Raw genomic sequence first — 23,390 nt, 5'->3', positions numbered from 1 at the left:
ATTATCCATTAATTAATTCGAATTCATCTAACATTTTTTTTACATCATTTTTTGAATTAAACATCAAAATATCTATTATTGATAAATTTGGTTGGAATTTCCCATCAAATTGTTTATATTTTATCTCTTTGGTTTTCACAAAGCACAGTTTCACTCCACGCTTTAAAAATTCTCTCCCATCATATAATGTTTGACCTCCAACTGCATTATAATATTCATTTGCCCCAAGCACTTTACAAATATTTAATATCTTATTTTGTCCTTTCAGAGAATTATCTTTATCAAGTGATGAAGACCTTATTATTTCTGTTGTAATATCAAGATATTTAGTAATCTCCAAAAATGATTTTTCTATCAAATCTACAATTGCTATATCTCCACAATTTATAATTCTATCAATCATTGGAAAAATATCCTCAAAATATTTAGCTCGTCTATATGCAAGTTCAATAGTCCTCAACCTTTTTTCTATAAGTTCATCAGACAGACAACAATCCACATCCTTTATTAACTTATTTTGACTGACCCCCTGAATTGGAATATTGAAATACCTCGGTTCACCATCTATCAGTATTCTGTTTCTGTTTATCCACCCTCTTTTTATATAATTAACATCATCATAAATTACATATGTATCCACTACATTCATCAATTGCCAATATCCTATATATGGCATAAAGTATGGTTGCATTATCCCTACTTTTCTTTCCATCTTCATCTTTCTCCCATAACCAATAACTAATCATATTTTAAAAATGCCAATTATTTTTTCACCAACAATTTATACTTACTCATTATGTATCTAAACTCATCAAATCTTAATAAATATGAACCAACAATATAAATTATCATTCCTGTCAGAATTTGAACTACTACCCCTAATAATTGAGGTAGGGGCAGTATTCCTATATAGTATACAACTATCCCCATCACACCTGATAAAGCTAATGTTGGTAGTACATCTTTCAACTGATCAATATAACCATAATTTAAAAGACTTTTATTTGGTATAGAATTAACTATTTGTGCTATTACACACTCCAATAATACTCCATAAGCCATCGCTTTAACACTAAATCCGATAGTTGACACTAGAAGCGCTATTCCTACAACTTTTTTTATTACTTCCATTTTTAAAAAAATATCACTTCGTCCCATAGCCTTAATAGCATTCAAATTCGCTGTGTGTATCGGCCAAAGCATATATGACACGCATAATATTCTAACAAAAGGTACACATGGCAACCATTTATCAGTCAGTACAAGACTAACCAACGATTCTGCACAACATGCAAAACCAATCATTAATGGTGCCACTATATATACACTTATTCTAATTGCTCGACGTGTTAATAACCGAACCTCTTCCACTTTGTCCTGAACTTTAGACAATGTAGGCAGTAACACACTATCTATAGATATATTAATGTTGGTTGCTATTACCTTAGGCAACTTATCCCCCTGATCAAAAAATGCCAAATCTGATGACGTGTATATCTTACCTATCATCAAATTCCTCAAGTTGTTATAAACCGTATCAAGCAACGCAGACACCAACAGTTTCCATCCGAATTTCAACAAACTTTTTAATCTCTGCCAAGAAAACATAAATTTAGGTTTCCACCTTACAGTCAGCCAAAGAATTAATGTATCAATGGCTGTATTGGATACCTGCTGAATTGCCAACGCCCATACTCCATATCCTTTATACGCAAGGAAAATACCTATTATAGCTGATGCAACGGTTCCTCCTATAGTTGAAAAGAAAAAACGCTTAAATAACATATTGCGTGATACATAAGCCTGCTGTATTCCCTTCACGCCAGATATTATTATCGTTAAACTTATAAATCTTATGATTGGTGTAAGTCCTTTATCATTATAAAAAGCTGCGATGTATGGCGATGCAATATACATGACTATATACAGAACTACACACATAAACATATTAAAAAAAAACACCGATGAAAAATCCAGATCATCAGCATCCTTTTTCTGGATCAGCGCGGTGCCCAGCCCGCTGTCTACAAACACCTGTAATATAGTTGTAAATACCGTGACAAGAGCTATTGTTCCGTAATATTCCGGTGATAAAATTCTAGCCAGTATTATCGACACTACAAATGTAACTAGCTGCGCAGCTGTCCGCTCTGTAAAACGCCATATAAAATTTGCAATCGTACTATTATTTTCGCTTTTATTTTTCATCTATCTATTTACCGTACTCTCTGAAACTCTTTTTAGATATACGCTGTACTAATATTACAAACCAGGGGCAATAATCCATACAATAATTATATATTTTATCCTTAGCTGAACAAACTGTTTTAAAATACTGTTTTTGTTCATGTCTTGCCATTCTATAAGATCCCGTCTCCATCAAAAAATTATATCTTTCCTTGCTCATCACCATACTTATATCTTGGCTATATTGATGCTCTGTATATTCATCCACGCCTCGCAAAAGACTCATAACTATGTTTAGCTGCTTCTCTTTATAAACCGTATCCTTTTCTGTTCTGTCCGACCATGACCCTGCAATCATATATCTGTATGTAGACATTTTATCTGAAAGATACAACATCCCACCTTTTAACGCCCCATACATCTGAATAGAATAATCCAGACTACATTTTTTAAAAAAGTCAGGCTGCTCATCCAACAGACTTGCCCTCATAAGCAGCGAATTTGTTGCAACAAAACCTCCACCACCTCTGATTACTTCAGACATAGAAAATATGGTATTTTTCGCTGCAGGAACAATATCATTCATACGGATTTTTTTACTGCTGTTTAAAACATACGATGCATGTGCACATATATCTATGTCAACGTGTAATTCCAATTCATCATATTGTTTTTGCAATTTATATGGATCATTCCAATAATCATCTCCCTCACAAAATGCAAAATATTTTCCTTTAACTCTTGGAAACTGATACCTCTGTATTATATCCACTCCCATGGAATACTGATTTTTTTTCTGATAAACAGGTTTGATTATATCAGGGAATCTGTATTGAAAATCCCGTATAATATCAGCAGTTTTATCAGTTGAGGCATCATCATGCACTAATACCTCTATTACAAATTCAGTTCTTTGTTCTAATATGCTGTTAAGCGTCTTTGCAATATATTTTTCATGATTATATGTGTTGCATATGACACTTACACCAATTTTTTCATCGTTAGTACTTTCTTTCATCTGATTATCCATCTTTCATGTGTAAAATATTCGTATATCAATTGTTATTATACTTTGAATTTCAGATATAATTTCGGCAGGAACTGAAACATTATCACCTTCAATTTTTCCTTTATGCCTACGGCATACCTGATAGAAAAAACAAAGTTTACATTTTTTATGTTCCATTTGCAAAAACCAATACTTCTGCAAGACCATAAATAAAAGTTCACCAGAGCTCCATACAGGTATCTCCTGTATCTTCTATCCATGACATTACTCATCGTAATGTACCACTCTTCTAAGATTTCTACACATGTCCGTCTTTTATTTTCGACATTTCCAGATGTCATTATAGAACCATCTCTTACTACATAATTATAAAATGCATAATCCATATACACTATATTACCAGCCTTCAAATATATCTCTGGCAAAATCTGCATATCCTCAAATATTATACCTTCTCTAAAAAAAAGGTCATTTTTAATAAGAAATTCTCTGTCATATAGACTTAAACATGCATATGAATTCCATTCTGAATGCTTTATTGATTTGATAGTAAAATCCCTAGCACTGTACTTTTCCCTTTCACGTATATTACTGTGTCTCAGCAGGATCTCATCTTTTCCTTTTATCATCCTGCCTGCTCCAACCACCAGATCAACATCATCTTTCACAAATGTCAAAAACTTTTCACATGAATCAGTTTCTATATAATCATCCGAATCAACAAATAAAACATATTTACCTGAAGCTCTTTTTAATCCAGTATTTCTTGCCGATGACAATCCCCCATTCGGCTTATGTATCACAATAATCCTCTTGTCTTTTTTGGCATATTCATCACACATTTTTGGACATGCACCCGGACTTCCATCATCTACTAGCAGTATCTCAATATTTTGATACGTTTGATTTATCAGACTGGCAACACATCTATCAAGCTCATTTTCCACATTATAAACAGGAACTATAATGCTCACTTTTACACTTTCGATCAATTGTTCTCTCCTAGCATTAACTATCTGCAATATAGTTTTGCAAATATTTTTAATAATCCCAGCCTTCTTATCACCAAATATGCCCGGACACAAAACCTTATTTTTAACGTCTCTCCATCCGTAACGCCTTTCACTGGGAACTTAAGTCTCACATTATGCAATTTCAACCATGCAAATAACTTATCATCTGTACAGATAAAATCACTTCTATCGGTATTCTTTCCAGAAAAAAGTAAGTACCAGACTACATACCTTACAAGCCATGCCTGAACCAGCACGTCGTTCATATCCAATGTCTCAGCCAGACTATTTAATAAAGTAACTATCTCATCAGTTACAGAAAATCCCTTATGCCTGCTGAAACTTATGCTGCCATTATTTACATACCAGACATACCCCATATTATCTATGCACTTTATATTATCGGTAGCACATAACACCTTAAAATTAAAATATGAATCCTCTCCTATCGAGATATTCAAAAACTCAATATCGTTATCCAGTAAAAATTGTCTCTTAAATATTCTGGCCCACGGCACCATATGTGAATACATAAGCCACCTACTTGATGGCACAAATTTTTTTATAATATTTCCTTTATTATCTTCCCGCCTGAAGCCTCCTATGACGCAGTCATAGTCACCCTTTTCAGCTTCTTTCACATATGTTCCCACATAGTCGGGGTCCAAATAGTCATCCGCATCAACAAACATCACATATTTTCCGGTCGCCATTTTCACAGCATGATTTCTAGTCTCTGCCTGTCCTATATTCTTCTGGCAAACCACTTTTATCTTTGACGGATATCTGTTCTTATACTGCATCAGGATATCATTCGTTCCGTCGGTAGATCCATCATTTATCACCAATGCAATCCAGTCATCATATGTCTGCGCTATAAGACTATCTATTGTCCTTGATATAGTATCAGCTCCATTATATACCGGAATTATTATTGTAACCTTTGAATTACACATATGCTAATTTGTCTCCTACATATAACGTTATTTCTTTTCTCTCTTTAGTTTACGCAGAATCCAACCTCTGGCTTGATTCCAAACCATTGGAAAAAATTCCGGATTATATACATTCTTTTCACAAATTTTCAGATTATTATGGTGCAACCATATATTCAACATTCTTTCAGAAAGAAAACCATATATTCTCGAGTTATATTTCGTATATGTTGTTGTATTTGTATCTTTCTCAAGTTCAAACAATATTGAGAACAGCCACTTGCAGTAGAGATACATATTTTCTCTAGTTGTTATAAACATATTATAACAATAGCCCTTCTTCTCCTTTCCAAACCACTCTATGTCTGGTATATACTCAGGATACAGATTCCCCACAACTTCCACCATTCTCTGCCAATCTTCTATATTATGATATTTACCATAAAACTCAAGGGCATTCTTACCATCAAAGAATCTTTTATGAGGAAGGATGATATCAAAATCTTTCATATATCTTTTTACATCTTCACCCGATAGCAGCTTCTTTTTATCCGGTATAAACGAATCGGCAAAGTATCTTCTATAATGACATACTCCAACTATATCATCACATGTATTTTTCCATATCCAGTATAATCCTGTCAGTTCACAATAACTTGGATTCTTTAGGGATATATTATCTCCTGTGTTATCTTTCTCATCACATCCATCAGCACTATTCCCATCCGCTCCGACTAGAAGTGTTTTATAGAAGTTATCTGTGATCACTTTTTTAAAGTTCTTATGTGTAATAACATATATCATATTTTGTTTTCCTACACCGTATTTATTATTTTACCGCTATTTGTTCTTAGAATCGTCCGTCAGCTTCTCCTCAATGATAAACCTAGGTCTCGCTTTTGTCTCAAGATATATCTTACCGACATACTCACCGACAATTCCAGTACACATAATCTGAGCTCCGCCAAAGAAACATATGAGAAGGACAGACGTTGTCCAGCCCTGTACGGTCCCACCTGCAACATGACCTATAATTACATATATTCCATATATTATACTGAACAGGATACACAACAGGCCAAACATCGTGATCATCCTTATCGGCCTTACACTAGTGGATGTAATACCGTCTATCGCAAAATATATCATCTTCTTCAGAGGATATTTGCTCTTTCCCGCAAACCTTTCTCCTCTGTCATATTCCACTGTCGATGTCTCAAATCCGATAAGCGGGATGATGCCCCTGAGGAAAAGATTGACTTCCTTATAGTTTTTTAACTCATCAACTGCTCTCTTACTCATAAGCCTGTAATCGGCATGGTTATAGACAATCTCCACACCCATGGCTCTCATAAGCTTATAGAACGCAACCGCTGTCGTGCGCTTGAACCACGAATCCTTCTTTCTCGATTTTCTCACACCGTACACGATCTCACTGCCGTTATAATATTCGTCAACAAAGCTGTCCAACACATCTATATCATCCTGCAGATCCGAATCCATGGACACTATCATGTCTGCGTGATCCGCCGCCTCAAAAAGTCCTGCAAGAAGGGCATTCTGGTGTCCTTTATTCCTTGAAAGCTTTATGCCTGTCACCAACCCATTGTCCATATACAGTCTGTCTATAAGATGCCAAGTACTGTCTGTCGATCCATCATCAACATAAAGTATCCGGCTTGAGTCAGCTATCTTTCCGGATTCCATCATCTTACGCATCTTTTCAGTCAGCCTCTTTGTCGTCTCAGTGAGCACCTCTTCCTCATTGAAGCAAGGTATCACTATGTATAAAATATCCGCCATATACTACTCTTTTCCCTTTGATCTATATAACCTTTGTCTGCTTATGCACAATTGAAACTGTAGGCATTCTATGTTATATTTTATAGTGATTGTCTGATACATACAAATAATCAAAACAGAACTGTGCATAATGATATAATTATAGCAGATATGACATATTTATCAACTTATATCACCTGCAGCAGTCACATAATCCACAAGAATCACAAAGGAGCAATCATGGGAAATAAAAAAACTACAACAAAACTTAGTTATATATTGCTGGCACTAATTATAGCTGCTGGAATATGCCGTTTCAGCTACGGTTTTTTCGTTCAAAAACAAGGCGCCCACTCTGATGAAACCTGGTCATTTGGTCTGGCGAACAGCTACTATGAACCATACATACAATATTCCGATGACACATCTGAATATCGGAACGTTGACACATGGATCACAAATGAAGTTTTCAGAGACTACCTTACGGTACAGAAAGGTGAGCGTTTCGCATTTGGATCGGTGTACTATAACATGTCATGTGACACACACCCCCCACTTTACTTTATGCTTCTGCATTTTTTGTGCTCATTTTTCCCAAATCAATATATGTTCGTCATAGGTTTTATCATCAACATGGCCGCATATATCATATTGTCAATCTTTATGTATAAATTACTTCTTCTGATAACAAAATCAGAAGCCGTCAGCCTCATCGGAGTATTATTCTCCACATTTTCACTTGGAATGCTCAACATGACCATGTTTGTGAGAATGTACCTGTGTGTGGCTGCAGTTGCAACTATATATTCATATCTGAATGCAAAATTGTATTACAATGAAGAAAAGAGGCACAAGGTATCTAGTTACATCCTGATAGGTGTGACTGCGCTTATCGGAGCACTTACAGACAACTTTTTCCTACCATATGCATTTGCCACCACACTTATCTTCTGCATATGCTGGTGTGTAAAGAAAGATTTCAAGACTCTGTGGAAATACATTCTTTCGGCAGCCTGCGGAATCATATTGTCTATAGTCATCTTTCCTAAGACATTTACGAGTATGCTGGGATCTCTCGGAATCAGCATTGGTCAGGGAAGCTCTCAGGCAGCTGGGACAGTTGTAAACAGCAGTACAAGATATATGCCCGTACCATTCCAGTTCAGACTTGCTCTTGCCCATGTGAACAAGGAACTTTTTGGATACGAGATATTCTCCGGTTATAAAAGCTACATTGGAATATACATTTCATGTGCAGTATTTGTACTTATAATCGTGGCAGCTTTTATGTCATTCCTCTTCCGAAAGGATGCATGGTTCATAAAACTCTGTGGCAGGATAAAGAATGGTATCCTTACATTCTTCAGGACATTCAACTTCGTGACATTATCACTTGTATGCAGTGTACTTATCACTTGCCTTGCTGCAGCATATATCGCCGACCTGTATGGTCTTGGCGACACCGGTGACAGATACATATTTGCCTGCCTTCCAGCCGCAATGGTGGTATTTGTACTTGCATTCTGGCGAATATGTACACTTATATTTAGAAACAGGCAGGTTGTGATATCAATAGTTCTGGCACTTGTACTTGCAGCGTCAACCATATCATCTGGCAGAATAACCTGTACATACTTTATGGAGTGCCCTACAACCATGAAACTGGAAGATATCAGTAAGGATTCCAACTTCATCATAATCTCCGCAGCCAAATGGATGCTCGTACAGTATGCAGATAAACTGATAGACTGCAACGAAGCTTTCCTCACGGCAGACTATGACTTGGATAACCAACTTGAAAAAATAGATGGACATAAGCTGGATGGTGATACGTATATCTTAATTGACATGACTAGAATAAACAGCACACAGATTGATATAGAAAAAAACAATGTCATGATAGATTACCTGAAACCTACATATATATCAAATGAACTTAACCCGTCCTCCATACCTGAAGAAGAAACAGATCCTAGATTTGATCTGAAAACTGTGCTGAAAAAGTGCAAGGATCTATCATTTGTCAATGACCTCACATACATTGGCTGTGATGGTCTCAACTACCACAGGATCAATGTGTACAAAGTGAACTAATATAAACAAAAACAAATAAAAAGGTGGAAAATGATATGTCACCCATATCCTGTTCCACCTTTTTCATATCTGACTATAATATCTGACCATACGCTCTATCTACGTATTCTGTATATCAGTTCATATCGTCTTGCCATATCCACACGCTTTATGTGTGTCAGATCTTACTTCACTATCCATATGTTCTGTATGCAAGTTTATAAAACACCATGATAAGTCCTGCAATCCATTTCGGCCAGAACTTCTCGAACATACTCCTGTCCTCCCGCTCTCTGCGGTGATCGACTATGAATTCTTTGCTGGTCGCACCATCATGCACTCTGTAGTGTCCAAGCACTTTATCTACATACAGAAACCTTCCAGGCATACATGCCAGCTTATAGAAAGTATCCCAGTCAAGGTTGAAGTCATAGTCAGAAGTGAATATACTGTCTCCGAGACGACCCTTATTATAAGTTACAAGCGGACACACTATAGTGTTGCCAAGACACAGACTCATTTTCTTTCTCCAGATCCTATCAGCCTTATCCTTATTCTTCACAGGCCATCTCAGGAATCTCCTTATACGGCTGTTTACGTCTCGTTTGCTATAGTTACCATTCTTAACTGGAGTATAATCCACATAGAATATACTCCAATCATCATAATATCTTGCACACTTTAATAATGCCTTCACATAGTTTCTGTCATACACATCATCCTGATGAGCAACCGTCACATACCTTGTCTTTGCATTGTTATATGCAAAGTTCCAATCTGCCTGTATCCCCTGTCCTGCATTCTCATTCACATACACAGGCACACCATATTTCTCTGCTATGCCTCTTATGTAGGCATTCGGTGTCGATGTATATACAGCTATATTCGTCTTTACAGTCTGCTCCACAAGTGATCTGATGCATTCCTCCAGATATGGTGACTCTTTATATGCACACACCGCAAATGTGTGATCCGTATTATAAACCAATTCTATTTCCCCCGACAACTTATTTTTTCAGGCATTCAACCCTACTAAAAAACGGGAACAGGTTCATCATCTCACCTGTCCCCGTCTATTCTAACTCATCATTCAGTCATGTGTCACTTCATGTCACAGCATGAATCTATATTATATCTTACTTAAAGTACTCCACACCACTCTCGAATATCTTCTGGTTCTGATCGCCATATACGTTCACAGCTACAGCCTGTCCGATACGCTCTGAGTGACCCATCTTACCGAGGACACGTCCGTCAGGGCTTGTGATACCCTCGATTGCGTAGTATGAGCCGTTGACATTGTAGTACTCATCCATGGTTGGATTGCCGTTCATGTCGACATACTGTGTTGCAACCTGTCCATTTGCAAAGAGCTTCTCACACCACTCCTTGCTTGCAACGAAACGTCCCTCACCGTGTGAGATAGGAATTGTGTATACTCCGCCAAGCTCTGCCTTCTTCAGCCATGGGCTCTTGTTAGTAACAACCTTTGTGTATACCATCTTGGACTGATGACGACCGATGCTGTTCATCGTCAGTGTAGGTGAGTCATCTGTCTGTGGTCTGATCTCGCCGTAAGGCACAAGTCCGAGCTTGATGAGTGCCTGGAATCCGTTGCAGATACCGAGTGCAAGTCCGTCTCTCTCGTTCAGGAGCTTCATGACTTCCTCTGAGATCTTTGCATTACGGAATGCAGTTGCGATGAACTTACCTGATCCGTCAGGCTCATCACCTGCTGAGAATCCACCTGGGAACATGATGATCTGTGAATCGCTGATTGCCTTTGCAAATGCGTCAACAGAATCTCTGATTCCCTGTGCTGTCATATTTCTGAATACTATCGTCTGTACGTCTGCGCCAGCTCTCTCAAATGCCTTTGCTGAATCGTACTCACAGTTTGTACCAGGGAATACCGGTATAAATACCTTTGGCTTTGCAACCTTGTTCCTTGATGTGTAAACTGTCTTGGCATCGAAAAGTCCTGTCTTAATCTCTGTCTGTGGTACATTTGACTCTGTTGGGAATACCTTCTCAAGAGTCTTTGTCCATGCTGCAAGAGCCTCATCCATAGTGATAGTGACATCCTTGTATGTAAATACAGGCTCCTTTGTGACCTTACCGATCTTCTTAACAGGAATGCCGAGCTGATCAAGATCTGACTTCTTGACCTCAAGGATGATGGAGCCGTAATTCTTGGCTACCAGATCTCTCTTGCTGACTGTATCCTCAAGCTCAACGCCGAGTTTATTTCCAAATGCCATCTTGCTGACAGCCTCTATGATACCGCCAAATCCTACTGCATATGCAGACTGGATCTTGCCCTCTTTTATCTTCTTGTTGAGGAGATCATACATGTAGAGAACATTCTCATATACAGGTATATCGTTCTCATCCTTATCTACATCCATCTCCACAAGTACATTTCCAGCCTTCTTGAGCTCAGGTGTCACAACATCCATGTAACTTGCCACATCAACTGCAAATGATACGAGTGTTGGAGGTACGTCTATATCGTTGAATGTACCTGACATACTATCCTTACCGCCGATAGATGGAAGTCCAAGTCCTATCTGTACATCATATGCACCGAGGAGCGCTGCCAGTGGCTGTCCCCATCTATATGGGTCTGTACCAAGTCTCTTGAAATACTCCTGGAATGTGAGTCTGATCTTGCTCACATCTCCACCTGCTGCAGCGATCTTGGCTGCCGATGTAACTACCGCATATACTGAACCGTGATATGGGCTCCAGCTTGAGAGATATGGATCGAATCCGTAGCTCATCATGGTGATAGTGTCTGTCTTGCCCTTGAGTACAGGAAGCTTTGCGATCATGGTCTGGGTAGGTGTCAGCTGATACTTACCACCATATGGCATAGTAACTGTTCCAGCTCCGATAGAGCTGTCGAACATCTCAACAAGTCCCTTCTGTGAACATACATTGAGATCTGACAATGTATCAAGCCATGCTTTCTTGATATCCTGTGGCTCCTTAACTGAGTCAAAGTAATTGTCTGCCTTGCTTGGCACCTCAACCTTAACCTCTGTTTCCTGATGAGCACCATTGGTATTCAGGAATGCACGTGAGATATTTACAATGTCCTTGCCTCTCCAATTGAGTACCAGTCTAGGCTCCTCTGTAACCTTTGCAACTACTACAGCCTCAAGGTTCTCCTCCTCTGCGTATCCGAGCATAGTATCAACATCCTTAGGATCAACCACTATAGCCATACGCTCCTGGGACTCTGATATTGCAAGCTCTGTACCGTCAAGTCCTGCGTACTTCTTTGGCACCTTGTCAAGGTCTACCACAAGTCCGTCTGCCAGCTCACCGATGGCTACCGACACACCGCCGGCACCGAAGTCGTTACACTTCTTTATAATAGATGAAACCTCTTCTCTTCTGAAGAGTCTCTGTATCTTTCTCTCTGTAGGTGGGTTACCCTTCTGAACCTCTGCACCACATGTCTCAAGTGAGTGTGATGTGTGGGCCTTGGATGAACCTGTAGCTCCGCCACAGCCATCACGGCCTGTACGTCCACCGAGAAGGATGATGACATCTCCCGGATCAGATGTGAGACGCTTTACTGCACGTCTTGGAGCTGCACCCATGACTGCTCCGATCTCCATTCTCTTTGCAACATAATCAGGATGATATATCTCATTTACAAGACCTGTTGCAAGACCGATCTGGTTACCATATGAGCTGTATCCACGAGCAGCTGTTGTGACGATCTTACGCTGTGGAAGCTTGCCCTCCATAGTATCCTTAAGGGACTTTGTAGGATCAGCTGCACCTGTAACTCTCATAGCCTGGTATACATAACCTCTTCCTGAAAGTGGGTCTCTGATAGCTCCGCCCAGACATGTTGCAGCGCCACCGAATGGCTCTATCTCTGTAGGATGGTTGTGAGTCTCGTTCTTGAAGAATACAAGCCACTCTTCCTCTACTCCGTCTACTACTACAGGAACAACTATAGAACATGCATTGATCTCGTCTGACACTTCCATGTCATCGAGCTTGCCTGCTGCCTTGAGCTGCTTCATACCCATCAGAGCTATATCCATGAGACATACAAACTTGTCATCTCTGTCCTTGTACATCTCTTTCATCTCTGCTCTGTACGCGTCAAATGTCTTCTCAAGAAGATCCTTGTAATCTCCTTCATCAAACTCTACATCTGTGAGCTCTGTTGAGAATGTTGTATGACGGCAGTGATCTGACCAGTATGTATCGAGCACTCTGATCTCAGTCATGGATGGATCTCTCTTCTCCTCGCCCTTGAAGTAGTTCTGGATGTGAAGGAAATCCTTGAATGTCATGGCAAGTCCAAGTGAGTCATAAAGCTCCTTCAGATCTGCCTCAGCCATATCCTTAAATCCGTCAAATATATGAACATCGGCTGGCTCCGGGAACTCAGTTACAAGAGTCTCAGGGATCTCCATGCCACATATTCTTGAATCAACAGGGTTTACACAGTAATCCATGACAGCCTTCAGCTGCTCGTCTGTCACGTCGCCTGAGAGTACATATGTTGTGGCAGTCTTGATGACAGGCTCCTCATCCTCTGCAAGAAGCTTTACACACTGCTCTGCTGAATCCGCCCTCTGATCGAACTGACCAGGAAGTGCCTCTACTGAGAATACCTTGTCTGTAGCTGCAAGCTCTGGCTCGCCCTCGTAGATAACATCTACTGGTGGCTCTGCAAATACTGTCTCAAGCGCCTTGCTGTAGGTCTCATCCGATATATTCTCAATGTCATATCTGACAAGGACTCTTACATACTCAGCTTTGATTCCCAGGTAGTTCTTAATCTCTTCGTGAAGTTCCTTTGCCTTGACCGCATAGTCAGGCTTTTTCTCAACATACACTCTCTTGACCTTACTCATGTCATACCTCCATAGTAAAAGCGTTTTTCATGCAGGCGAAAATATTTTCCGCCCTTTTATCTCAATTATTTTATAATAGCATTTATCTTGATTTTTTTGTAGTGTTTTTGTATCAGTTTACAAATTTTTGTATAATACACCAATTATTCTGTTCTTTTCAATATAAATTTATTATTTTATTAAAGCTTTATAAAGAAATACAATATGTATCCTTCTGTAAACTTATCATACCTATCCTATCTTAGTTATGTAGCCTTCTTATCATCTTAAATATCACCGAATTCTGGTATATCATCGGCGAGTTCTGGCAGTAGAATATGATTCCGTCCGTCGGCGCATATATGTCTGTGGTGTTCTCACCTGTCATCGGGTTGATGATGTTGGCTATGATGTCGCCTCTTACCACCTCATCCCCTGGCTGAACGAGTTTTTTGAAAAATCCTGCCGCATGCTCCGATCTGATGCTGAGAAGATCCTCCTCATCAAGTATCGTCGATATATAGCCGGCATGACAGTTATACCTTATCACGCCCATACGCGTAAGAAATCTGAGCACTGATGACACCGCCTGGCTTGCACTCTCTCCGTTGATGGTATCTGTTACGCCCGAATATACCGAGAATGCATCTGTTCCGCGCATCTGCCAGTTGTAATTCAACGTCGCCCTGTCATATGATCGTGGCTCCGCTGTGAGAACGTATGGCATACCAAACTGGTTTGCCAGACTGTTGCTCTGTCTTCCGGTCTCGATCATGCGGACGTGCGGGATGAACTCACCGTCCATATAAAAGCTTGCAAACTGTATTCCGTATGCATAACCGGTGACCTTCTCCATGACCGCAGCCGCAATACGGCTTGTCGCCGGTCCCTCTGGATTTCCCGGAAATGATCTGTTTATATCTGAATTATCTGTTATCCAGTATTTCTTACCGACATTGAATGAACTGTAGTTGAGTGATGGGATGAGCAGTATCTGCTTGCCTGACACTATGGCTCCCCTGGCCTCAAGCTCACTGAGCTTCTTTGCAAGGAGAGAACTTATGTAGAGCTGCTGAAATTCATTTCCCCGCATCGCACCAACTATACATGCAGTCTTCTCACCGCTTCCATATGAGAAGCCCTGTATCTCATATTCGCCTCTGTAGGCTGTATTCATCGAATATATGATCTCTTTATTCATGTGCACCTCCGAATATGCGGGCAACAAGCGAGCCCTCTTCTATGACCGGATATTCTCTGAGTGAGAACACGATTCCATTTCTCGGAGATCTGATTGTCTCCTCGACAGCTCCTGTTAGAACGTTCACTATCCTGCCTATTATCTCACCCTGCTGGATATATTCTGAGTGCTTTGCAACCGGAAGGAATATACCACTGCTCTCCGCATTGACAAATTCCACATCCTTATCCTTCGCAAATTTAGGCTTGTGCTGAACCTCCACATCTCCCTGCCATATTCCCATCTTCTTCATGAGTGAAAACAGACCATCCACTATCTGATTTGAATAATCATAGTCTATCTTGAGGGCAACTCCGGACTCCACGACCATACTCTTGACACCTATCTCATTCAGTGCGTGGGCAAGGCTTCCCTCCATGACTGTGGACGATGGATGGATCCACACCACATCGACGTTCATACATGCCGCATATGGAGCTACATCGGATGCCACATCGGAGTTCACTCTCACCTGTGGTATCTCTTTGATATATACACTGCTGGAATGTACATCAACACATATGTCTGCGCCCTCTATATCCTTCATGACCTTCGCCGCAGTATACTCCCCCACAGTTCCGTCCTTTGATCCGGGAAACAGTGTATTCATGTCGATGTCAAATACCGGCACATCCCTGTACTGGGCCTCGAGCCCCATCGGATTGACAAATGGATACACATCCACTATCCCTGTCAGTTTATCGAAATCCTTCTTGATCCTTCTTATAAGTTCATAACAAATGTACTGTCCGGCAACCTCATCACCGTGTATACCCGAAACAATACACAGTCTCTTTTCCTTTCCCGTTGGGAAATCAGGCGCAAGGTGATTCTTCTTCACCCTCATAACTTCTCCGATCAGCATATTTGCTGAAACAACTGTCTCTATCATATATTACCACCCATTATACCGTTATCGTCTGCTATATTCCGTACACCTGCGCGTCAATTCCGCACAAATATAAAGAGCAGGGTACCTGTGCGTATCCTGCTCTTCATTGTACCTATATTATTATACATTACCAGGGTCAGTTCTTCAACCCTGACTGTTCCATCAAAATGCCTCACCTCTATATTTGTCCATACATCTGCCACTCTGTATTCAATCTATCCAAAGCTGCTGTCTACCAGTGTTTTATGCTCTCTTTTTGTACTCTATCCTCAGCTTGTCCGCTATCAGTGCTATGAACTCTGAGTTTGTCGGTTTGCCCTTTCCGGCATTTACCGTGTATCCGAACAGGTCATTTATAGTATCGATCTGGCCTCTGCTCCACGCCACCTCAATGGCATGTCTTATCGCTCTCTCAACACTTGACGATGTCGTCTTGTACTTTTTCGCGATCGTCGGGTAAAGCAGCTTAGTTATATAGTTGAGCATGTTCACATCATGCACTGCCATGATGATTCCCTCTCTGATATACTGATAACCTTTGATATTTGCCGGGATTCCTATATCTCTTATGATGTCTGTAACATCGCTCTCTATAGTGTTGTCTATCCTGTGGTTCAGATTCTTCTCTGTAAGACACGTAAGGTTGTCCGTAATCTTTGCACTGCTCTCCTGCTTCTTGATATACATCTGTCTGAGCCTTGCCACAAGCTGAACCGGATTATACGGTTTCAATATATAGTATGTGGCTCCCATCTCAAAAGCACATCTTATGAGTCTCTGTGATGATACCGATGTGAGTACGACAAATGTCGTATCCTTGTACTCAGGAAGTTCACTTATATGCTCCATGACACCCAGCCCGTCGATGCCTGTCAGACATATATCCAGAATCACTATATCAGGTTTATTTATCTTGATGGATTCTATCGCCTCATCCCCTGTACTGACCATATCCACTACTCTCATCTCGTCCCTTGATGCATATGTGGCGATCTGTTTTGCTATCTGTGTGCTGTCGCCATCAGCAATTACAATATTAAACCCTTTGTTTCCCATAATATCTCCCTTGTTATGTATAAGATTATTCAGTCATTAGCGCTACTCCTGTCTTCGGATAAAATAATATTAAAAACTATTTAGTTTGTCAAGTATTTTTGATATCGTTTTTAATATCATGTATTCAAACATCATTTTCGGACACATTACCCGACATTTCGCATTTTGGAATCAAGCCTTATCTTATCTGCAATTAAAGCGACAAATTCCGAGTTGGTCGGCTTGCCTTTTCCCGCGCTCACGGTGTATCCAAACAGATCATTTATGGTCTCAACTCTTCCTCTATTCCAGGCGACCTCTATCGCATGTCTTATGGCTCGTTCAACCCTCGATGCTGTTGTTCCATACATCTCCGCTATTGTCGGATAAAGCTGCTTTGTAATGGAATTCAGTATGTCCATATCTCCCACCGCGATTATTATCGCGCTTCTTAGATACTGATATCCCTTTATATGCGCTGGCACGCCTATCTCGTGAATTATATTTGTGACAGTCGTCTCAAGAAGTTCATTGTCTGGTTCATCTTTTTTGAATAAAACCTCCGTATTGTTGCCGCGTCCCTTTGTCGCCTCATCTAACACTTCCTTTACTTTCTGCTCATCATATGGCTGTTCGAGGACCCTGAGTACAGCTTTCTCTCCGACCATGGAAAATAAAAATTCAAGATAATTCCTGTGTTTTCTCGATGAACAGATGACAAACTTCACATTCTTAAGATTCTTGTTTTTTATCGCACTGTCAACCATCTCTGGAATATCTGTTCCCGCCACTACTTCGTCTACTATCACGATATCAGGTTTGTTCTCAATTATCTGTTTTATTACATTTTCTCCCTTTTCACAGCATCCCGCATATTCATAGTCCTTGAGATTACTTATTATGTTCTTCAGCTGCTCACTTTCTCTTTTGTCATGTTTCACCATCAAAACTTTAACATGACCCATGTCGTACTCCTTTCGCCTTGCTGTTATTCACTTGTTTTATTATATATATTCAATCTTTCCTTGGGAATATGTAGAACTTCGCAAGTTACGACAGCATCTTGTCGGCAGTCAGCGTGATTCAACATCTCAGAACAAAAGAGATCCCTGCACCGTCATAAAAGTGCAGGGATCTGTATTTTTTATTTAATAGAATATCTTATCTGACAGCAAGTTACCGCAGAACACAGCAATCACTCTTTTTCACGGAGTTTCATGACGACCTCATACGCGGCAGGGTTGTGTTTTCTGAGACGTTCATCCATACGTGTGCGTCTTGCCTTATATCTTTCCACAAATTCCGGATGTTCCTTCTCAAGTCTCTCATAGAGCTGTTTTCTTCTTCTCTCTATGTGTTCAGCAATCTTATTTTCATCCTCTCCGGTCACTCTGACTATCTCTTCAATATGAGACTCCATGTGTTCAAGCCACTCATCCTCATCCTGGATATCCATCTGGCTCCAGAATCCCGACATGATCTGTTCCATATCCGCACCATTTTTCATGCTTCTTATAGACTCCTGTATATGCCGCTCTATCACATCCTCTGCGTCATCGCCAAATGCCCAGACAAGCTCCTGAACCATGGTGTCGGTCCGCTTTCTCCTTATATCATGATAGCTGTTATGTACTCCGACCAATGGGTACGGGCTGGATAAACCACAGTCCGCCAATGCCCTCTCTATAGTCTGTCTCACGCTGCCATTTTCTATCAGGTCACCGAGTCCCAGCTTTCTCAGCTGGACATTCAGCTGCCCGATATGCTCCGTTATGTATAGCTTAATACCCATATCTGCCAGGGTATCATACATTATGCGAAGTGTCTTCGCCGCCGTGACATCCACACTTCCTATAGCAGATGCATCCACTATGACTGCTCTGGTCTCCTCGTCAACCGCATCCATTATATCTTTTTGAAATGTTGCTATATTTGCAAAGAACAGATTGCTGCTGAATCTGTATATGACCACATGCTGTATCGGATATGCGTGTTTGAATTTCTCAAGGGCAAGAAATTCTCCGTGTCCCGGTACCAGTCCTAGGAAATTTCTAGGTGGGTCCGCTGCCTTTTTGATCACAGCCACAAATGAGAGTATCATTCCTATGAGAACGCCATTGATGGTCCCGAGCAGCAGAACTCCCAGAAATGCGCCACAAAATATATAGAATTCTACTTTGCTTACCTTCCACAATCTGGCCGCAAGATCAAATTCCATGGCACTGTAAAGTGCCGATATGACGATCGCCGTGAGCACAGGGACAGGAAGATATCCTATAAATCCTGTTCCACACAATAGTATGACTATCATCACTACACCCGCGGTTATCCCTGTGAGCTGGGTTCGTCCTCCGTACTGTTCGTTCATGGTCGTCCTCGACACTGATCCGTTTATCGGACAGCATCCAGTAAATGCTGCAGCAAGGTTTGCCGCGCCAAATGCCAGGAGCTCCTGATTGTCATCTATCTTATATCTATTCTTCTGCGCAAAATTGTTCTCTGCCAGAAGTGTCTCCGCCATGATAACCACTGCCACTGACAAACTCACCGTGAGAATATCTGGAAGCATTCTGACGTCCACCTGTGGCACTATGAATGACGGAAGTCCTCTGCTCACCTCAGACAGACATACTATCCCGTACTCATCCATATCTATAAAGCAGGACATCACCGCCCCCGCTGCCATGACGCAGATTGCCATCGGGAACTTTGGTATAAGCCGTCTTGACACGAGAAGTATGACTAGGGCTATCACCCCCATGACTATTGATGGCATATTTGCATCCTTCACCGTTGCCGCTATATGCTCCATCAGTTCGAACAGCTCTCCTGTTCCAGCCCCGGCACCGTAAAGCTTCGGGATCTGCATCAATATGATCGTGGCGCATATTCCAGATATGAAGCCTCCCATTACCGGAGTCGATATGTAGTTGACCAGCTTTCCCGCCTTAAACAGAAAGAACACTAGCAGCCATATCGCCGTGAAGAATGTTATCACCGGCACTACCTGCATTGCCTCTTCCGTTCCGGGAGTCACCCCCAGAGTTACCAGTGCAGCGCCGACAAGCGCCGCCGGCGCTGCATCCACCCCGAATATAAACTGTCTGGATGTGGACAGCAGTCCAAAAACTATTATCGGCAGCACCGATCCGTAAAGTCCGTACACCGCCGGAAGTCCGGCTATCTGGGAATATCCCATGGATATCGGTATGGACACCGCCGCTATGATTATTCCCGTCAGAATGTCCGGGATTATATTCTCTTTTTTGTAATTCCTAAGTGTATGACACACTGAAACTTTTGATACTTTTATAGGTCTCTCCTCCCTGCCGCCTGATATCTTTTTACAGATACAATTTTATCCTTTTCAACAATTTTTTTCCACTATAATCTCACTCCTCCAGCATATTCTCTATGAATATCCCATATCCCCTGGTTGGATCGTTTACAAATACGTGGGTGACGGCGCCTATTATCCTTCCATCCTGGACTATCGGGGAGCCGGACATTCCCTGGACGACTCCGCCGGTGAGCTCTAGGAGATCATTGTCTATAACATGAAACTCTATATTCTTATCGTCGGCATCACAGTCCACTATCTCTATATCTATCTCGTACTTGCTAAGTTCGCCGTTCATTCTGGAATATATATATGCCCTGCCGCTGCGAACATCATCCCCTTTTGCTATATACATCCGTTCCGCATCACTGTATCTGGTGCTGCAGTACGCCTCATCAAGATGTCCGTATATACCACTTGCACTGTTGCCATCGATTATACCGACAAGTGCCTTTCTGTATGCAATGCTTCCCTGCAGCCTTCCGGGCTGCTCCGAGTATGACTTGCTTATATTGGTGATGTTCGTGGTGTACATTCCGCCGGTGCTGCATCTCATCATAAGTCCGGTATCCACATCGGACACACTGTGTCCCAGGGCCATAAACCGCGTGCCATCTACAAATGTGATCGTGCCAATACCAGAGACATCATCCTTAACCCAGGCACCAAGAAGATAGTTGCCACTCTCATTTTTCTCGGGAATTACTGACTTTCTGAATGTCTTGTCATCACGCACATATTCTAAGTCCATGCTCTGACCATTCCCCGCTGCCACCATGCTTAAAAGCTCTGACCTTTTTGATATGTCCCTTCCATCAACGCTCACAATATAATCCCCTGTCTGCAAAATACCCTCAACCGGACAGCACGTCTTTCCATCTGAATTCCTAAAGCTGCATACATCAACGACCATGACCCCATCCGTCTTCATATAGATTCCCATGGCCTCCCCTGATGGAATGACCTGTCTTTCATATATATCATCGCCAAATGCCTTGTCTTTCAGCTTCATACTCGCGGCATGATCTTCCATTGTCATACTGGCGTTGTACGTTTCACCTGAATAACCATACATATTGATTTCCGAGCCTTCATTTTCACCCGCTCTTATGCTATCAGCCACAGCACATAGAACAAATAAGACCATAAGGAGCAAAAGATCCGCAACACTTACCCATAAGATCAGCTTTTTATATTTTTTCATAATCTATTCCTCCTTCTTAAGCAAAAAAAATAAGAGCAACGGCATCTGCTGTTACTCTTATTATGTTGATTTAAGAACAAGTTTATATCAGTATTTTTTTGTCTTTTCTGCCATTTGTTTCATCTCAAGTGCGTTGCTCATGACCGCATCAGTTATACTTGCTCCGCCGAGCAGTCTGGCTATCTCCGTGATTGATTCAGTCTCTGACAGTCTGACTATCTTTGTGACTGTCTTGCCCTCATCTGCGGATTTTTCTATGAGATAATGGCTGTCCGCCATGGCCGCGATCTGAGGAAGATGCGTGATACTGATAACCTGATGTTTTCTGGAAATTAATGCCATTTTTTCAGCGACCGCCTGGGCTGCACGTCCGCTTATTCCGACATCTATCTCATCGAACACGAGCGTTCCGATATTGTCCTCCACCGCCATACACGACTTGACTGCCAGCATGATCCTAGACAGCTCACCGCCCGATGCAACATCATAGAGTGGTCTCAGCTTCTCGCCCACGTTCGTGGATATCACAAAATAACAGTCATCTATGCCATTTGCCGTACATTCCGAAAGTCTGTCAAATACCATATCGAAATCGACCTGCATAAAGCTCAGATCTGAGAGAGCTGTCTTTATCTCCTTACACATAAGCTTTGCCTGCTTCTTTCTCTCCGCACTGAGTTTGTCAGCGGCATCAATCATAAGTTTCTTGGCTTTGTTTATCCTGCCTGAAAGCTCAGCAATATATTCATCATACTCTGATAATTTTTCGTATTCAGCCTTGCTCTCCTCGAGATATCTGTTGACCTCATCCACCGTGCTGCCATACTTTCCTTTTATGTCATTTATGACGTCAAGCCTCGACTCCACCTCGCGGAACTCTGAATCGTCAAAGTTCATGCTCTGCATATAGTTGCTGAGTTCAACGTTAAAATCATTTAACAGAGCGTCTATATTTTCCAACTGACTGTAGAGTCCGTCTATCTCATCGTCAAGCTCCTTTATGCCTTTAAGATTTACGAGAACACGGCCTATCTCATTTCCTGCGGATGACTGGTTCTCATAGCCGGTCACACTGTAAACCTCTGACGCTGCCGCAACTATATCCCTGGAATTTACCATCTTGTTGTACTGATGCTCAATATCCTCATCCTCGCCAGCTTTGACATTTGCAGATTCGATCTCCGCTATCTGGTATTTCAGGAACTCAGCTCTGCGGCTTCGCTCAGCCTCATCCATGGACAGCTTATCCATCTGATCCACAAGCTCAGTATAATCAGCATGTCTCTGTGCCACCTCGCGCTTCAGTGGTTCTATAGCTGCTCTGCCAAATTTATCCAAAAGTTTCATGTGCTCATTCTTTTTGAGAAGTGTCTGCTGCTGATGCTGTGTGTGCATGTCTATCAGAAGTGCCGAGACTTCTCTGAGCCTTGCGGCTGTTACCGCCATATCATTTATAGTATTGATCGTTCTGGAATTCACTATTCTTCTTGTTATGAGTATCTCGCCATCCTCTGTAGGCTCCACTCCAAGCTGTCTGATCTGCTCAAGGACTGCCTCATCATCCACAAGAAAAAGGAGCTGACAGAAGCCCTCCTTGCCGGCTTCCCTCACTATATCCTTTGGGAGCTTGTCTCCCATTCCGATCTTGAGAGCCCCCATGATGATGGATTTTCCGGCACCGGTCTCACCTGTCAGTATATTAAGATTGTCTGTAAAATTAACATTCGCATCGTCTATCAGGGCGATGTTCTTTATATGTACATTAAGTAGCATTGTCTCCTCCTGTATTTACACAGAATTCTCTACACATAT

General features: G+C 41.3%; 18 protein-coding genes. 1 reads left to right on the top strand and 17 read right to left on the bottom strand.

The genetic code is table 11. The features are described from left to right. Position 1 precedes the first annotated feature (1 nt). Genes NQ536_RS05065 through NQ536_RS05035 form a run of 7 tightly spaced genes read right to left on the bottom strand, consistent with a single transcriptional unit; the run spans position 2 to position 6,947 of the window. Complete coding sequence (locus tag NQ536_RS05065) at positions 2-712, bottom strand: WbqC family protein (protein ID WP_227135229.1); 711 nt, start codon at positions 710-712, stop codon at positions 2-4. Positions 713-762: 50 nt separating this feature from the next. After that, positions 763-2,208 carry a lipopolysaccharide biosynthesis protein gene (locus NQ536_RS05060; RefSeq protein WP_004848947.1) on the bottom strand — a complete coding sequence of 482 codons (1,446 nt, stop codon included), beginning with the start codon at positions 2,206-2,208 and terminating at the stop codon, positions 763-765. 4 nt (positions 2,209-2,212) lie between these two features. Next, a complete protein-coding gene (locus NQ536_RS05055) occupies positions 2,213-3,217 on the bottom strand; it encodes a glycosyltransferase family 2 protein (RefSeq protein WP_004848946.1) in 1,005 nt (334 codons plus the stop codon). A gap of 35 nt (positions 3,218-3,252) precedes the next feature. Next, a complete protein-coding gene (locus NQ536_RS05050; protein ID WP_022058449.1) occupies positions 3,253-4,188 on the bottom strand; it encodes a glycosyltransferase family 2 protein in 936 nt (311 codons plus the stop codon). A 20-nt stretch (positions 4,189-4,208) separates the two neighbouring features. Beyond that, complete coding sequence (locus NQ536_RS05045; protein WP_004848942.1) at positions 4,209-5,165, bottom strand: glycosyltransferase family 2 protein; 957 nt, start codon at positions 5,163-5,165, stop codon at positions 4,209-4,211. Between the two features lie 27 nt (positions 5,166-5,192). Continuing rightward, entirely contained in the window at positions 5,193-5,948 is a 756-nt protein-coding gene (locus NQ536_RS05040) for a DUF4422 domain-containing protein (protein ID WP_004848940.1), read from the bottom strand. A 36-nt stretch (positions 5,949-5,984) separates the two neighbouring features. After that, positions 5,985-6,947, bottom strand: a complete 963-nt coding sequence (locus NQ536_RS05035) for a glycosyltransferase family 2 protein (protein ID WP_004848938.1) — start codon at positions 6,945-6,947, stop codon at positions 5,985-5,987. A 642-nt stretch (positions 6,948-7,589) separates the two neighbouring features. Between NQ536_RS05035 and NQ536_RS05030 the strand changes: the two genes are divergently transcribed. Then, positions 7,590-9,020: a hypothetical protein gene (locus NQ536_RS05030; RefSeq protein ID WP_155803748.1), complete on the top strand. Its 1,431-nt coding sequence runs from the start codon at positions 7,590-7,592 to the stop codon at positions 9,018-9,020. 172 nt (positions 9,021-9,192) lie between these two features. On the opposite strand, the gene NQ536_RS05025 is transcribed toward NQ536_RS05030, so the two are convergent. The 10 genes from NQ536_RS05025 to recN all read right to left on the bottom strand — a co-directional run bounded on the left by NQ536_RS05025 (position 9,193) and on the right by recN (position 23,351). Next, positions 9,193-9,987 carry a glycosyltransferase gene (locus NQ536_RS05025; protein ID WP_044997685.1) on the bottom strand — a complete coding sequence of 265 codons (795 nt, stop codon included), beginning with the start codon at positions 9,985-9,987 and terminating at the stop codon, positions 9,193-9,195. A gap of 148 nt (positions 9,988-10,135) precedes the next feature. After that, positions 10,136-13,888 (bottom strand): phosphoribosylformylglycinamidine synthase, encoded by a 3,753-nt coding sequence (locus NQ536_RS05020; RefSeq protein WP_004848932.1) that lies wholly within the window; start codon positions 13,886-13,888, stop codon positions 10,136-10,138. A gap of 241 nt (positions 13,889-14,129) precedes the next feature. Continuing rightward, positions 14,130-15,068, bottom strand: coding sequence for a M14 family metallopeptidase (locus NQ536_RS05015; RefSeq protein WP_004848931.1), 939 nt, complete (start codon positions 15,066-15,068; stop codon positions 14,130-14,132). Next, on the bottom strand, positions 15,061-15,999 hold the full coding sequence (locus tag NQ536_RS05010) for a M14 family metallopeptidase (RefSeq protein WP_004848929.1): 939 nt from the start codon (positions 15,997-15,999) through the stop codon (positions 15,061-15,063). Before NQ536_RS05010 ends, NQ536_RS05015 begins: the two co-directional genes overlap by 8 nt. 53 nt (positions 16,000-16,052) lie before the next feature. Continuing rightward, positions 16,053-16,202 (bottom strand): hypothetical protein, encoded by a 150-nt coding sequence (locus NQ536_RS05005; RefSeq protein WP_004848927.1) that lies wholly within the window; start codon positions 16,200-16,202, stop codon positions 16,053-16,055. Positions 16,203-16,242: 40 nt separating this feature from the next. Next, a complete protein-coding gene (gene spo0A / locus NQ536_RS05000) occupies positions 16,243-17,055 on the bottom strand; it encodes a sporulation transcription factor Spo0A (protein WP_004848925.1) in 813 nt (270 codons plus the stop codon). Between the two features lie 146 nt (positions 17,056-17,201). Next, positions 17,202-17,999 carry a sporulation transcription factor Spo0A gene (spo0A, locus tag NQ536_RS04995; protein ID WP_004848924.1) on the bottom strand — a complete coding sequence of 266 codons (798 nt, stop codon included), beginning with the start codon at positions 17,997-17,999 and terminating at the stop codon, positions 17,202-17,204. 230 nt (positions 18,000-18,229) lie between these two features. Further along, positions 18,230-20,326 (bottom strand): SulP family inorganic anion transporter, encoded by a 2,097-nt coding sequence (locus tag NQ536_RS04990; RefSeq protein WP_004848922.1) that lies wholly within the window; start codon positions 20,324-20,326, stop codon positions 18,230-18,232. A 100-nt stretch (positions 20,327-20,426) separates the two neighbouring features. Next, positions 20,427-21,578 carry a SpoIVB peptidase S55 domain-containing protein gene (locus NQ536_RS04985; RefSeq protein WP_004848920.1) on the bottom strand — a complete coding sequence of 384 codons (1,152 nt, stop codon included), beginning with the start codon at positions 21,576-21,578 and terminating at the stop codon, positions 20,427-20,429. Positions 21,579-21,665: 87 nt separating this feature from the next. Continuing rightward, complete coding sequence (recN, locus tag NQ536_RS04980; protein WP_004848919.1) at positions 21,666-23,351, bottom strand: DNA repair protein RecN; 1,686 nt, start codon at positions 23,349-23,351, stop codon at positions 21,666-21,668. Between the last annotated feature and the right edge of the window lie 39 nt (positions 23,352-23,390).

It is taken from the genome of Coprococcus eutactus (genome assembly GCF_025149915.1).
Lineage (GTDB): Bacteria > Bacillota > Clostridia > Lachnospirales > Lachnospiraceae > Coprococcus > Coprococcus eutactus.
The sequence above is the reverse complement of the archived record's forward strand: the minus strand, read 5'-3'. Positions and strand labels throughout refer to the sequence as shown.